This window comes from Brachybacterium sp. AOP42-C2-15 (genome assembly GCF_052377065.1).
Taxonomy (GTDB): Bacteria; Actinomycetota; Actinomycetes; order Actinomycetales; family Dermabacteraceae; genus Brachybacterium.
The window spans coordinates 123,994-138,312 of the sequence record NZ_JBQSWK010000004.1; the positions used below are offsets into that span (position 1 = coordinate 123,994).

Here is a 14,319-nt window from a genome sequence, read left to right on the forward strand (position 1 = left end):
GTGTCCACCCATAACGTAGTGCAGGTCGGGCACCGCTCAAAGACGCGGGGACCCGGCCTGAACCGCGGAGGAACGGACCATGAACAACGCACTGGACGAGAGCGCGACACGCCGCGCTCCCGTGGCCGGATCCACTGTATCGCCCGCACCCGAGCGGACGCCGAGTGCTCCACGGCCTCTCGCCGCACCGCGCTCCACCACCTCCCTTCCCACCGCACCCACCGCACCTCGGCCGCTGCCGGACACCGCCCGCCGGGTGCTGGTGATGGGCATCGTGAACCGCACCCGTGATTCCTTCTTCGACGAGGGCCGCACCTGGGCTCTGGAGGCCGCGGTGGCCGCCGGGCTCGAGGCCGCCGGCGCCGGCGCGGACCTGATCGACGTGGGCGGGGTGAAGTTCGCCCCCGGGGACCCGGTGCCGGCGCCGGAGGAGATCGAGCGGGTGGTCCCGGTGATCGCCGCGCTGCGCGATGAGCTGCCCGAGCACGTGCTGCTGTCGGTGGACACCTTCGACGCCGAGGTGGCTCGGGCCGCGATCGAGGCCGGGGCAGACCTCATCAACGACACCACCGGGCTCTCGGATCCACGGATGGCCGCCACGGTCGCCGAGACCGGAGCCTCCCTGGTGATCACCCATTCCGTGGCACAGCCCCGTCAGCCCCTCCCCCGGCCGCATTACGACGACGTGGTCACCGAGGTGCGAGACTTCCTCGCCGCACGTCTCCAGCGCGCGCTCGAGGCCGGGATCCCCCGCTCGCGAGTGGTGCTCGATCCCGGGCCGGACCTGAACAAGAACACCCTGCAGACCCTCGAGCTGTTGCGCGGCTTCGAGCAGTACTCCTCGCTCGGCCTGCCGATGCTGGCGGCGCTGTCACGCAAGGACTTCGTGGGCGAGTCGCTGGGCCTGACCAAGGAGCACCGCCTGGAGGGCTCGCTCGCAGCCGCGGCGTGGACCATCCACCACGGCGCCCGGATCCTGCGGGTGCACGACGTGGAGGCCACGGTGCGCCTGGTGCGCATGCTCGAAGTGCTCGCCGGCTGGCGCGACCCGGCCGGGCCGCTGGTCCACAACACCTGACCCGGCGGTCCGGTTCAGCCCGGGTCCTGCTCCCGCCCGGTCCTACTCCCGCCCCGGCCCAGATCCCGCCCTGCCCAGCTCCCGCCACGTCCCAGCTCCCGCCACGCCCCAAAAAGTACCGCTGATATGGGACCTTTCGTCACGCGGCATCCGGCGCCCCTCCGCGACGCCGAGAAAAGTGCCAAATTATGGAACTTTTCGCAACGTAGCCAACGGGAGCGGACGGGGCAGCCGATCGGGGAGCGGCTCGACGGGGTGGAGCGCGCCGACGGGGTACGCGGCACCACCGAGCCCCCTGAGCCCCGTCAGCCCCCGTGCGCTGTGAGCACGGCGTCGGCCAGGCGGGGCATCACCTCTCGGTGGGCGTCGCAGAAGTCGTGGGAGGTGCCGACCACCAGCGCGAGCCCGGCGACGGGGTCCACCCAGAAGGCGGTGCCGCGCATGCCGAAGTGGCCCACGGTGGCCTCGCTGTTGCCGGTGCCGGTCCAGTGGGGGGACTTGGCGCCGCGCACCTCGAGGCCGAGCCCGAACGGGTTGGGGGTCTGCTTGCCGAAGCCGGGCATGATCCCCACCAGCTCGGGGAACTGCACGCCGGTGAGCTCGGCGAACCAGCGGGGCTCCAGCAGTGTGGGCTGCAGCAGCTCGGCGGCGAAGAGGGCGAGGTCGGTGAGGGAGCCATGGGCGCCGACGGAGGCCGAGCCGCTCCATTGCAGGGAGCCCATCCCGAGCGGTTCGGCGATGCGCTCCTGGATCCAGTCGCCGTAGTCGCGGCCGAGCGCCCGCTCGATGTGTCGTGCGGCCTCGTCGATGCCGTAGTTGGAGTAGTGACGGCGCAGGCCGGGGGCCTGCAGCGTGCTCTCGGACTCGTAGAAGTAGCCCGAGGCGTGGGCGAGCAGGTGGCGCAGCGTCGCGCCGGGAGGGCCCGCCGGGTCCTCGAGATCCACCGACCCCTGCTGCAGCGCCAGGGCGGCGCCGCAGCCGGTGAGCGCCTTGGTGACTGAGCGCCATGGGCGCAGCCTCTGGACGTCGCCGCGCCGTTCCCGCTCCCCCTCCCGGCCGAGCACGATGGCTGCGGCCTCGAAGCCGAAATCGTCGAGCAGGTCCAGGGCGCTCATCGCGCGGTCCCGCTCCCGTCGCCCCAGTGCGCGAGGATCTGATCGGTGAGGCCGGGCCAGATCCGCACGTGATCGGGACCGAACGGCTGCGCGCCGAGGAAGGCTGCGGTGAGTCCGGCTGCCGGGTCCACCCAGAGGAAGGAGCCGGACTGGCCGAAGTGCCCGAAGGTCTCCGGCGAGGAGTGCGCGCCGGTCCAGTGCGGATTCTTCCGGCCGCGGATCTCGAAGCCCAAGCCCCAGTCGTTGGGCTTCTGCCGCCCGTAGCCGGGGAGGATTCCCGCCAGCCCCGGGAACTGGACCGCAGTCGCCTCGCGCCAGAGGTCCTCGGGGATCAACGTGGGCGCGAGCAGCTCCCGTCCCACGGCCAGCAGGTCGCGGATCGAGCCGCGGTAGCCGGCGGCCGGCGAGCCGGTGACCTCGAGGTCGGTGAGGTCGAGCCCTGCGACGACGGTCTGCTCCATCCAGTCGGCGTAGTCGTAGCCGGTGGCCTCCTCGAGGTGCGCGGCGAGCACCTCGAAGCCGGTGTTGGAGTAGATGCGGCGGGCGCCGACAGCGCCGACGGTCTCGTCGCCGTCGAAGGCGTAGCCGGCGGTGTGGGCGAGCAGGTGGCGCACGCTCGCTCCCTCCGGGCCAGCGGGCTCGTCGAGGTCGACGAGGCCGCGGTCCACTGCGATCAGGGCCCCGATCGCGGCCAGCGGCTTGGAGACGCTCGCCAGGTCCCAGACCTGCGCGTCATCGCCTTGGAGATGCAGGGTGCGCTCGGCGTCGGACACCCCCACCGCATGCGCGAAGTCGATGTCGACGGGGATCTCGGGCTGGGTCTCGGTCTCCACGCGCTCAAATATGGCACATCCGAACATGGCACATCCGCCTCGAGCTGTCCGCCTCGAGACGTCCGGGCGGTGCCGCCGAGGGGCCACGCCCCGTCAGCAGTCCAGAAGCCCCCGCCTCCTTCGATGCCATTTCGTGACGTGACCGTTTTGTCGCCCCGACCAGGAGTGCTATCGATTGCTCCCGGGAAACCTCAGGAGCTGCAGCTTTTTCCTCTTGTTTACCTGTTCTTGGCGTGCACATGATGTAGCCGATCGCTCACCGACGAGCATCCCGGACCCACGGTTCGCCGAACCGCCGGCACCTGCATGAGGGGGAAGAATGAATCACCTGGACATCACCCGGAGACCGGAGCGCGCCACCGGCGCGCTGCTGCCCATCGCTGCACCGTCCCGGCGCGCCCTGCTGCTCGGGGTGGGCACACTGGGTGCCGGGCTGGCACTGGGCACCGGCGCCGCGGACGCCGCTCCGCCCACGCTCCGCAGAGGCAGTCGGGGATCTGCCGTCAGCTCGCTGCAGCGGAGGCTGAACGACCTGAAATACTGGGCCGGCACAGCCGATGGCAGCTTCGGCCACCTGACAGAGCAGGCGGTGTTCGCGCTGCAGAAGGCGGCAGGTCTGGGGAAGGACGGAGTCGTGGGTCCGAAGACATATCGGGCGCTCGATGCCGGCACCCGGCCCTCACGCAGGATCACCACCGGCGTGGGCTTCGAGGTCGATCTGAAGAAGCAGATCATCATCGCCACCACCGGCGGCTCACTGGCCTACATCCTCAACACCTCCACCGGCAGCGGCGAGCGCTACTACTCCGGGGGTCGGTGGAAGACGGCGACCACTCCGCGAGGAGACTTCTCGATGTACAGCCTGTACAGCAGGGGCTGGCAGAACGGTCCGCTGGGCAACCTCTACCGCCCCGGCTACTACGACCGCGGCTGGGCGATCCACGGCTCGACCTCGATCCCCACCTACCCGGCCTCGCACGGCTGCTGCCGGATCTCCGTCGACGCGTCGGACATGCTGTGGCAGCGCTCCTGGTTCATCAAGGGGCGCCGCGTGCTCGTCTACTGAAGCGCAGCCGAGCCGGACTGCTGAACCGGCCGGGGAGGGGTGGCGCCGCCGTCCCTCCCCTCCAGGGTCGCGCCTCTTCACGAGCCCTGCACGATTTCCTCGCCGCTCCCGCGCCCGGCGGTCCCGGCAGGGACCTGCTCTCGCGATACGATCGGGTGGCGAGCAGCCTCATCGACCCACTTCGTCGATCGGCGCTCGCCCATCTGTCAGCCACTGCGAGAGCGAAGGACCACCGTGGGGATCTTGGATCGGATCGAGCGCGGCCTCGATCGCGGCGTGACGAGCGTCTTCTCGCCCGGCCGCGGCCAGCTGAAGCCGCTCGACCTGGCACAGGGGCTCAAGCGAGAGTGCGATGACCAGATCCAGGTGCTCGACCGCGCCCGGACCCTCGCCCCCAACGTCTACACGATCTACCTGCACTCCCAGGACTACGACCGCTTCGACTCCTGGCAGGACACCCTCCTCGACGAGCTGCAGCGGGTCCTCACCGAGCATGCCGACAAGCAGCGCTATATGTTCGTCGGCGGGGTCTCGATCGAACTGGCACGCGACGACGAGGTGCGCACCGGCCGGTTCGAGACCGAATCCCGCACCGAGCGCGGCAGCGTGGCCCCGGCCACCGGTGCCGCGCAGGCGGGGGCCGGCGGCAGCCCGATCATCGAGATCGACGGGCAGCAGTACCTGCTGACCGGCCCGGTCACCGTGATCGGTCGCGGCGGCGATGCGGACATCATCCTCGAGGACACCGGGGTCTCCCGCCATCACCTCGAGCTGCGCGCCGAGGCGGATTCCACCCTGATCGCCACCGACCTGGGCTCCACCAACGGCACCTTCGTCGACGGCGAGCGGATCCGCACGCCCGTCGCCCTCCATGACCGCTCGCTGCTGAAGATCGGCCGCACCCGCCTGACCGTGCTGCTCCCCGCTGCCGGCCCGGTCAGCTGGTGAACGCCCTATGAGTGAACTGACACTGGTCGCCCTGCGCCTGGGCTTCGTGCTCGCGCTGTGGATCTTCGTGATCGTGGTGGTGCTGGTGCTGCGCAACGACCTGTTCGGCACCACCGTGGTCACCCGCTCGAGCCGCGATCCGCGTCGCGAGCAGCGCCCCGCCTCCGGGCCGATCGGTGGCGCCGCCGCCGAGGCCGGCAGCCCACCTCAGCTGCGCACGGACCCCGAGGTCACCCAGGCCGCCATGGTCGTCACCGCCGGCCCTCTGCGCGGCACCTCGTTGACGCTGGGATCCACCCCGATCCTCATCGGTCGTGCCCCCGAATGCACCCTGGTCGTGGATGACGACTACGCCTCCAACCGCCATGCCCGCGTGTTCCAGCGCGAGGGCGAGTGGATGGTGGAGGATCTGGGCTCCACCAACGGCACCCTGGTATCCGGTCGCCGGATCGAGGGCGCCGTGCCCTTCCGGCCCGGGGCCCAGGTGCGGATCGGCCGCACCGAGATCGAACTGAGACGAGGTCCGCGATGAGTATCGCCCTGCGATATGCCGCCCGCTCCGATGTAGGCCTCGTGCGGTCCAACAACCAGGACTCCGGCTACGCCGGCAGCCATCTGCTGGTGGTGGCCGACGGGATGGGCGGCCATGCCGGCGGTGACGTCGCCTCGTCGGTCGCGATCGGCCGCCTCGCCCAGCTGGACTCCGAGACCCCTGCCTCGGACATCGTGGCCACCCTCGAGGAGAGCGTGCTCGCGGCCAATCAGGAGATCCTGCGCCGTGCCCGGGACGAGCCTCAGCTGCGAGGCCTGGGCACCACCATCACCGCCCTGCTGCGCGCGGAGGGCAAGTTCGCCCTCGCCCACATCGGCGACTCCCGCGCCTACCTGCTGCGCGGGGACGAGACCACCCAGATCACCAAGGACCACACCTTCGTGCAGCGGCTGCTCGATGAGGGCCGGCTGACCGAGGACGAGGCCGAGCGGCATCCGCAGCGATCGGTGCTCATGCGGGTCCTCGGCGACGTGGATGCCGATCCCGAGCTGGACCTCTCCCTGCGCCCCGCGCATGCGGGCGATCGCTGGATGCTCTGCTCCGACGGTCTGTCCGGACTGGTGTCGCTGGGCACGATCGACGCGACCCTCAAGGAGATCGAGGATCCCGGGGAGTGCGCCGAGGAGCTGATCCAGCTCGCCCTCAAGGGCGGCGGCCCCGACAACATCACCTGCATCATCGCCGACGTGGTGGATCTCGACGCGCTTCCCCGCGGCGTCGAGGCCCCCTCGACCAGCCCGCAGATCGTCGGCTCCGCGGCCCGCAACCGCCACGCCCCGACGACGGCCTCCGGGCCCGCCGCGAAGGCCGCCGCCCTGACCCGGGAGGAGCCCGAGGTTCCCTATGAGGACGAGGACTTCTCCGCGGAGGAGCCGCCGCGCCGCAGCCCCTGGCCCGCGCTGGTGGCCCTGATGCTGCTGATCGCCCTGCTCGGCGGGCTGCTCTGGGCGGGCTACGCCTGGTCCCAGCGACAGTTCTATGTCGGCACCGACGGCACCCACGTGGTGCTCTATCAGGGGATCTCGCAGGATCTGGGACCGATCTCGCTGTCCGATCCGATCGAGGTCACCGACATCGAGCTCGAGGCTCTGCCTCAGGTCACCCGGCAGCAGGTGGAGAACACGATCAACGCCTCCGATCGTCCCTCCGCCGATCAGATCATCGATCGGCTCGAGCAGGCCGCCATCGCGAACCAGCCGCCGCCCGCCGTCTCCCCCGCCCCCTCGGACGGCGGTGGCGCCTCCGACGCCGGCGGTGCCTCGGATGCGGGCGGCCTCGAGGAGGACGCCGCCGAGGACATGGAGCCCCTGCCCTCCCGTTCCGACCGCACCATCCCGCCGCCCGATGAGGGCGAGGAGACGTAGTGGCCACGATCGTCTCGTACACCGCTCGTCCGCGGCGCCTCACCCAGGGGCTGCTGCTGCTCTCCGCAGTGGTCATCGGGGTGGGCGCCTATGCACTGGTGGGCCTCGGCCGTTATGACGCACTGCCCGAGAACCTCACCCAGGTGGGGATCGGCGCCGCTGTGCTCGCGCTCGCCCTGCAGATCGCGGTGATGTGGCGCGCACCGTACGCCGACCCCGTGATCCTGCCGATCGTGGTACTGCTGAATCTGCTGGGCATCGCGATGATCGAGAGCATCCACGCGGCGAACCAGATCTACGGGATCCGCAGCTCGGGCAGCGCGGATCGGCAGATGCTGTGGGCGGTGCTCGGTGCGGCGCTCTGCATCGCGCTGCTGGTGCTGCTGAGGGATCACCGTCGCCTGCGCCGCTACACCTGGATCAGCGCCGTGGTCGGCGCGGTGCTGCTGCTGCTGCCGCTGGCCCCGGTGATCGGCTCTGCCCGCAACGGCTCGAAGATCTGGATCTCCATCGCGGGCTACAGCTTCCAGCCCGCAGAGCTCGCCAAGATCGCCTTCGCCATCTTCTTCGCCGGCTACCTGGTCTCCCGGCGCGACACCCTTGCGCTCGCGGGGCCGAAGGTGCTGGGCATCCAGCTCCCCCGCTGGTCGGACTTCGGCCCGATCCTGGTGGCTTGGGGCTTCGCGATGGCGGTGCTGGTGTTCCAGACCGACCTGGGCACCTCGCTGATGTTCTTCGGCCTGTTCGTGGTGATGCTCTACGTGGCCACGGACAGGCTCAGCTGGCTGGTGATCGGGGCGGTGATGTTCCTGCCCCCCGCGGTCTTCGCCGCCACCCAGATGGGTCATGTGCGCACCCGCATCACCTGCTGGCTGGATCCGCTCTCGAGCGCGAACTACGCCTCCTGCGAGCAGATCAGCCAGGGCCTGTTCGGCCTCGCCAACGGCGGGATCACCGGCGCCGGCCTCGGCGAGGGGCGGCCCGACGTGGTGCCCCATGCGGAGTCCGACTTCATCTTCGCCTCCTTCGCGGAGGAGCTCGGCATGGTCGGGGCCTTCGCCCTGCTGCTGCTCTACCTGCTGCTGGTGCAGCGCGCGATCCGCGCCGCCGTCGGCATCTCCGACGGCTTCGGCACCCTGCTGGCCGGCGGTCTCGGCTTCGTGATGGCCCTGCAGGTGTTCGTGGTCGTCGGCGGTGTCACCCGGGTGATCCCGCTGACCGGCCTGACCCTGCCCTTCCTCGCCGCCGGTGGCAGCTCGCTGGTGTGCAACTGGATCATCGCCGGGATCCTGGTGCGGCTGTCCGATGCCGCTCGTCGGCCCGCCGCCCGGCAGATCTCGGGCTCCACCGCGCCCGCACCGCCGCGTGCGGGTCAGGAGGTGGGCGCATGAACAAGCCGCTGCGCCACGTCTGGCTGGTGACCGGGGTGCTGTTCATCCTCCTGTTCACCTCCACCACTTACTTCCAGGTGGTCGCCCAGGGACGGCTGAATGCTCACGGTCAGAACGACCGCACCCTGTACAACGAGTACGGGCGGCATCGCGGCCCGATCGTGGTGGACGGGAACGCGATCGCGAGCTCCCGCGAGTCCGGGGACACCTACGGCTACCTCCGCAGCTACGACCCCGCCGAGATCTATGCCCCGGTGACCGGCTACTACTCCGTGGTCTACGGCTTCACGGGCATCGAGCGCTCCCTGAACGACACCCTCTCCGGAGAGGCCGACGCGCTGTTCTACCATCGCATCTCCGCGATCCTCTCGGGGGAGCAGGGGCAGGGCGCGAGCGTCGAGCTCACCCTCGACAGCGCAGCCCAGGTAGCCGCCTGGAACGCCCTGGACGGGCGCCGCGGCGCGGTGGTGGCGCTGGATCCGGAGACCGGCGCGGTGCTCGCGATGGTCTCCGCGCCCAGCTTCGACCCCAACCTGCTCGCCTCGCATGACACCGCTGCGGTGAGCCGCGCCTGGACCGAGCTGAACGACGACCCTGAGCGGCCGCTGACCAACCGCGCCATCGGCGGCGACCTCTACCCGCCGGGCTCCGCGTTCAAGCTGGTCGTGGCCTCTGCTGCGCTCGAGTCCGGTCAGTACACGGCCGAGACCGAGATCCCCGGCCCCGGCACCTACCAGCTGCCGAACTCCTCGGCGGTGATGAACAACCGCGCGTCCGGGGGCACCGAGCCGTGCGGCCCGGACGACGTCTCCACCCTGGCCGACGCGCTGCGCCAGTCCTGCAACACCTCCTTCGCCCTGCTCGGGCAGGAGGTCGGCGAGGACCAGCTGCGCGAGACCGCCGCGGACTTCGGCTTCGGGCAGCGGCTCGAGATCCCGCTGTCGGTCACCCCGTCGACGATCGGGGAAGAGCTCGACGCGGCGCAGCTGGCCACCACCTCGATCGGGCAGTACGAGACCCGGGTGACGCCGCTGCAGATGGCGATGGTCGCCGGGGCCTTCGCGAACGACGGCGTGGTGATGGAGCCGCAGCTGGTGCAGGCGGTGCGCACGGGCGACCTCTCCACCGTCGCCGAGCTCAGCCCGAAGGAGCTGGGCCAGCCGCTGACCGCCGCCAATGCCGCGCAGATGCGGCAGATGATGGTGGGGGTGGTCGAGGACGGCACCGGCTCGGCCGCCGCGATCGACGGCGTCGAGGTGGGCGGGAAGACCGGCACCGCGGAATGGGGCGAGGATCGTGCCCCCCATTCCTGGTACGTGGGATATGGCCAGCAGGGCGACCAGAAGATCGCAGTGGCGGTCCTGGTCGAGGAGGGCGGATACGGCTCGCGCACAGCGGCGCCGATCGCCAAGAACGTGATGGAAGCGGTGATCCAGCCATGAGGACCAACCCAGGGCTCGTGCTCGAAGGGCGCTACGAACTGACATCGCTGATCGCCACCGGCGGGATGGGACAGGTCTGGAAGGGACGCGACCAGGAGCTCGACCGCGAGGTCGCGATCAAGGTCCTGCGCGAGGAGTACGCGGGGGACGAGGGCTTCCTCAAGCGGTTCCGTGCCGAGGCCCGCCACACCGCCGCGCTCTCGCATGACGGCATCGCCGCGCTCTACGACTACGGCGAGCTCGACGGCCGCGCCTACATCGTGATGGAGCTGTGCCCCGGCAGACCGCTGTCGGACCTCATCGAGGAGAATCCCGGCGGGCTGCCGGAGAAGCGGGTCCTCACCCTGCTCATCGAGCTCGCCCGGGCACTGGACGCCGCCCACTCCAAGGGCGTCGTGCACCGCGATGTGAAGCCCGAGAACGTGCTGGTCGACGAGAAGAACGACTGGTCCATGAAGATCACCGACTTCGGCATCGCCCGCAGCAAGGACCAGGCGCGGCTGACGAAGACCGGGCTGGTGATGGGCACCGCCCAGTACCTCTCCCCCGAGCAGGCGATGGGCAAGCAGGCCACCTCGCTCTCGGACATCTATGCGCTGGGCATCGTGGGCTACGAGATGCTCGTGGGACATCGTCCCTTCACCGGATCCAGCCAGGTCGAGATCGCGATGGCACAGGTCAAGCAGCAGCCGCCGGAGCTGCCCGCGGCGATCTCCGCAGATCTGCGCCGCCTGGTGATGATGATGCTGGCCAAGGCCCCCGCGAACCGTCCCCGCTCGGCGGCGGCGGTGGCGCGGATCCTCGAGGCGATCCAGCGCGGCGTCGAGCCGCGCTTCTCCACCGGCGCGATCCCGGTGACCCGGGTCGAGGACCATGACTGGACCGGGGAGAACCGCGTCCGTCCCCGCAGCAGCACCGGCCGCGACAGCTCTGCGAGCTCGCCCGCTGCGGGCTCGCCCTCCGCGAACTCGCCGTCCACGGGCTCGCCGTCTGCCGACGGTCCCCGCCACGGGACCTCGCCCACCGGCACCCGTACCGCCGCGATGCCGCTGCCGCTCTCCGGTCGCCGGGGCATCCGTCACCGCTCCGCCGCGTCGGGCCCCTCCGCGCTGTCCGCGGCCTCGGCCGGCCCCGCCCCGCGGCGGTCCGCGGCATCAGCCCGCTCCGCGGCGTCACCCGCGCCCGCTCCCCGCTCGGCGCAGGCGCAGGCAGCGACCGAGCGCTCCTCCCCGCCAGCGGACGCCGCAGGCCCGGGGACCCACGGCACGGACCGGGCCTTCGGGGTCGGCGCCTTCGACGATGTGGACACCGCAGCCTCCTCCCGGACGGTCCACGGCACCTCCACCACCGGCCGGAAGTTCGCCGGCATGTCCTTGCCCGGACTCGTGCTGCTGCTCCTGGTGATCGTCGCGATCATCGCTGCCGTGCTGGGCGGGCTGGGCATGCTCCCCTTCACCGCCGCAGACACCGGGGCCGGAGCAGGGACGGGGACCTGGGCGGCGATGGCCGGCGTGGAGATGGCTCACCTCGGGGAAGGTGACACCGCGTCAACAACTACGATGGTCGAATCGGTCGGTGTCGACCACGGCACGAGGACGGGTGTGGAGTGAGCGAAGAAAACGTGGTCCTGGGCGGCAGGTACCGCCTGGGCAAGATCCTCGGAACCGGGGGCATGGCCGAGGTGTTCATCGCAGAGGACACCCGCCTGCACCGCACGGTGGCCGTCAAGGTGCTGCGCTCGGACCTGGCCCGTGACGCGAACTTCCAGGAGAGGTTCCGGCGGGAGGCCCACAGCGCCGCGTCCCTGAACCATCCCTCGATCGTCGCTGTCTATGACACCGGCGAAGAGCAGCAGACCACCATCACCGGGGCGGACGTCACCATCCCGTACATCGTGATGGAGTACGTGCACGGCGATACCCTGCGCGAGCACATCAAGCCCGAGCATCCGATGGATGCCCACCAGGCCGGCGAAATCATGGCCGCGCTGCTGAGCGCGCTGGAGTACTCGCACCGGGCCGGGATCGTGCATCGCGACATCAAGCCCGGCAACATCATGATCAACGAGGCCGGCGCGGTGAAGGTCATGGACTTCGGGATCGCGCGCGCGATCGCGGATGCGACCAGCGCGATGACCGCGACCCAGGCGGTGATGGGCACCGCCCAGTACCTCTCCCCCGAGCAGGCGCGCGGCCAGCTGGTCGATGCCCGCTCCGACATCTACTCCGCCGCCTGCGTGATGTTCGAGATGCTCACCGGGCGCCCGCCCTTCACCGGCGACACCCCGGTCTCGATCGCCTACCAGCACGTGCGCGAGGAGCCGCTGGCCCCGTCGGCCTACAACCCGGCGATCACGCCCGCACTGGACGCGGTGATCCTCACGGGCCTGGCCAAGGACCGCGAGGAGCGCTACCCCAGCGCGGTCGCCTTCTCCCGTGACATCGCCACCGTGGTCGCGGGCCGGGCCCCGACCCTGGTCGGCGGCGCGGTGCCGCGCAGCAGCGATGCCGAGGCCACCACCGTGCTGAGCCCCCTGGACGACGCCACCGAGGCGCTGCCCGCGATCACCGGCGCCGGCGCAGCGTTCGGCGCCGCCGGAGCGGGGGCTGCCGGGATCGGCGCCACGGCCGCGATGCAAGCCCAGAACTGGAGCGGTGGTTCCGCCCCGAGCCCCGCCACCGGCCCGCTCGCGCTCCGCACGGCCGACGCGGTCCAGGAGCCGGAGGATCGCAAGAAGCCCTGGTGGCTGATCATCCTGGTGATCGTGGCCGTGCTGGCGCTGGCCGCCACCGCGATCGCGGTGTTCGACCCCTTCGGAGAACGCGGTCCGGAGCTGGTCACGGTCCCCCAGGTGGTCGGTGAGACCGATGAATCTGCCAGCACCATCCTGCGCGATGCCGGGCTCAAGGCCGAATTCACCCAGGTGGAGTCGCAGGACGTCGAGGCGGGGCTGGTCATCGAGTCCACCCCGGCCGAGGGCGACGAGGTCGAGGTCGGTGCGACGATCGCGGTGACGGTCTCCGCCGGGCCCGAGTCGGTGCAGGTGCCCGACGGGCTCAAGAACATGACCCGAGCTGCGGCCAAGGAGGCGCTCGAGGGCGCGGGCCTGACGATGACCGAAGGCGAGACGGAGGACGTCCCGCAGGAGCAGGGCACCGTCTCCAGCACCACCCCCCAGAGCGGCGCCACCGTCGAGAAGGGCTCGGCCGTGGAGGTGCGCTTCGCCTCCGGCAACGTCGAGATGCCCGACGTCGAGCTCACGCAGATCGAGAAGGCCACGGAGACCCTCGAGTCTCGCGGCTTCGTGGTGCCCGAGCCCTCGGAGCGGGAGGACGCGGAGCAGGAACCCGGCACCGTGCTCTCCCAGACCCCCGCCGCAGACGGCGGCCTGGTGCCCTACGGCTCGAGCGTGGCCCTCGTGATCGCGGCGGCGCCCGGACCGGTGACCGTCCCGAACGTGAACGGGCACACCCTCGCCTCCGCGCAGCAGACTCTCGCCGAGGCCGGCTTCGGCATCGATCCGACCACCGAGTTCTCCGCGACCGTGACGGAGGGTCAGGTGATCCGCACCGAGCCCGGCGCGAACGAGCAGGCCGACCGCGGGGCAACGATCAAGGTCGTCGTCTCCTCGGGACCCGAGCCGACCCCGGATCCGACCACGCCACCGCCGACGGAAGCACCCACCGAGGAACCCTCGGAGACCCCGAGCACGACACCCTCGGACGAGCCCACCGAAGATCCCGGTGCCGGGGATGACAGCGCACAGGGCAACAGCGGTCGCGGTGCCGGCAACGGGAAGGGCAACGGCAATGGGAACAACTGACGAGAGGGCAGCAGCCCCCGTGGCGGCCGCCGGCAGCACGCACCGCCCCGCCCGGATCCTGGTGGTCGACAATTACGACAGCTTCGTCTACACCATCGTGGGCTACCTCGAGCAGATGGACGCCGAGACGGTCGTGGTGCGCAATGACGAGGTGCCGCTGACCGCCGACGGCGCCCCGGACTTCGCAGGCTTCGACGGGGTGCTCATCTCCCCCGGTCCCGGCACTCCGAGCACCGCCGGGCGTTCGCTCGACGTGATCGGCGCCTGCGCCGCACAGTCGGTGCCGATGCTCGGTGTGTGCCTGGGCCATCAGGCGCTCGGGCAGTACTTCGGCGCCACCGTGGGCCACGCCCCGCAGCTCATGCACGGACGCACCAGCGAGCTCACCCATCAGGGCACCAGCGTCTTCGCCGGGGTCCCCTCGCCGATGACCGCGACCCGCTATCACTCCCTCACCGTGGTGCCGGAGACGATCCCTGCCGAGCTCGAGGTGACGGCCCGCACGGCCGACGGCATGGTGATGGGCCTGGCCCACCGGGAGCTGCCCCTGCATGGGGTGCAGTTCCATCCGGAGTCGGTGCTCACCGAGAACGGGCACCTGATGCTCGCCCGCTTCCTCGAGCTGTGCGACGGGATCGACGCCGTCGAGCGCTCCGCGGGCCTCGAGCCCCTGATGACCGCGGGCTGAGCTGGTCTCGTCCCAGCC

General features: G+C 70.8%; 12 protein-coding genes. 10 read left to right on the forward strand and 2 right to left on the reverse strand.

The window, feature by feature from the left end; translation table 11 throughout:
• The first annotated feature begins 79 nt into the window (after nucleotides 1-79).
• Nucleotides 80-1,078, forward strand: a complete 999-nt coding sequence (gene folP / locus ACT3SQ_RS03655; RefSeq protein WP_442332025.1) for a dihydropteroate synthase — start codon at nucleotides 80-82, stop codon at nucleotides 1,076-1,078.
• Nucleotides 1,079-1,383: 305 nt separating this feature from the next.
• Here folP and ACT3SQ_RS03660 read toward each other — a convergent pair whose 3' ends face one another.
• Nucleotides 1,384-2,193: a serine hydrolase domain-containing protein gene (locus ACT3SQ_RS03660; protein ID WP_441443623.1), complete on the reverse strand. Its 810-nt coding sequence runs from the start codon at nucleotides 2,191-2,193 to the stop codon at nucleotides 1,384-1,386.
• Complete coding sequence (locus tag ACT3SQ_RS03665) at nucleotides 2,190-3,053, reverse strand: serine hydrolase domain-containing protein (RefSeq protein ID WP_441443622.1); 864 nt, start codon at nucleotides 3,051-3,053, stop codon at nucleotides 2,190-2,192. Before ACT3SQ_RS03665 ends, ACT3SQ_RS03660 begins: the two co-directional genes overlap by 4 nt.
• A gap of 292 nt (nucleotides 3,054-3,345) precedes the next feature.
• On the opposite strand from ACT3SQ_RS03665, the gene ACT3SQ_RS03670 reads away from it, so the two are divergent.
• From ACT3SQ_RS03670 to ACT3SQ_RS03710, 9 genes are all read left to right on the forward strand, one after another.
• The gene (locus ACT3SQ_RS03670; protein WP_444502334.1) at nucleotides 3,346-4,092 is read left to right on the forward strand and encodes a L,D-transpeptidase family protein; all 747 of its coding nucleotides are present in this window, start codon (nucleotides 3,346-3,348) and stop codon (nucleotides 4,090-4,092) included.
• Nucleotides 4,093-4,326: 234 nt separating this feature from the next.
• The gene (locus tag ACT3SQ_RS03675; RefSeq protein ID WP_444502335.1) at nucleotides 4,327-5,040 is read left to right on the forward strand and encodes an FhaA domain-containing protein; all 714 of its coding nucleotides are present in this window, start codon (nucleotides 4,327-4,329) and stop codon (nucleotides 5,038-5,040) included.
• 7 nt (nucleotides 5,041-5,047) lie between these two features.
• The gene (locus tag ACT3SQ_RS03680; RefSeq protein ID WP_299299461.1) at nucleotides 5,048-5,572 is read left to right on the forward strand and encodes an FHA domain-containing protein FhaB/FipA; all 525 of its coding nucleotides are present in this window, start codon (nucleotides 5,048-5,050) and stop codon (nucleotides 5,570-5,572) included.
• The gene (locus tag ACT3SQ_RS03685) at nucleotides 5,569-6,957 is read left to right on the forward strand and encodes a PP2C family protein-serine/threonine phosphatase (protein WP_444502336.1); all 1,389 of its coding nucleotides are present in this window, start codon (nucleotides 5,569-5,571) and stop codon (nucleotides 6,955-6,957) included. The genes ACT3SQ_RS03680 and ACT3SQ_RS03685 overlap by 4 nt, the downstream gene beginning before the upstream one ends.
• On the forward strand, nucleotides 6,957-8,348 hold the full coding sequence (locus ACT3SQ_RS03690; RefSeq protein WP_444502337.1) for an FtsW/RodA/SpoVE family cell cycle protein: 1,392 nt from the start codon (nucleotides 6,957-6,959) through the stop codon (nucleotides 8,346-8,348). Before ACT3SQ_RS03685 ends, ACT3SQ_RS03690 begins: the two co-directional genes overlap by 1 nt.
• Complete coding sequence (locus ACT3SQ_RS03695; RefSeq protein WP_444502338.1) at nucleotides 8,345-9,790, forward strand: peptidoglycan D,D-transpeptidase FtsI family protein; 1,446 nt, start codon at nucleotides 8,345-8,347, stop codon at nucleotides 9,788-9,790. The genes ACT3SQ_RS03690 and ACT3SQ_RS03695 overlap by 4 nt, the downstream gene beginning before the upstream one ends.
• Nucleotides 9,787-11,400: a serine/threonine-protein kinase gene (locus ACT3SQ_RS03700; RefSeq protein WP_444502339.1), complete on the forward strand. Its 1,614-nt coding sequence runs from the start codon at nucleotides 9,787-9,789 to the stop codon at nucleotides 11,398-11,400. Before ACT3SQ_RS03695 ends, ACT3SQ_RS03700 begins: the two co-directional genes overlap by 4 nt.
• A complete protein-coding gene (gene pknB, locus ACT3SQ_RS03705; protein WP_444600834.1) occupies nucleotides 11,397-13,613 on the forward strand; it encodes a Stk1 family PASTA domain-containing Ser/Thr kinase in 2,217 nt (738 codons plus the stop codon). Before ACT3SQ_RS03700 ends, pknB begins: the two co-directional genes overlap by 4 nt.
• Entirely contained in the window at nucleotides 13,600-14,301 is a 702-nt protein-coding gene (locus tag ACT3SQ_RS03710; protein ID WP_441444978.1) for an anthranilate synthase component II, read from the forward strand. Before pknB ends, ACT3SQ_RS03710 begins: the two co-directional genes overlap by 14 nt.
• Nucleotides 14,302-14,319 lie beyond the last annotated feature (18 nt).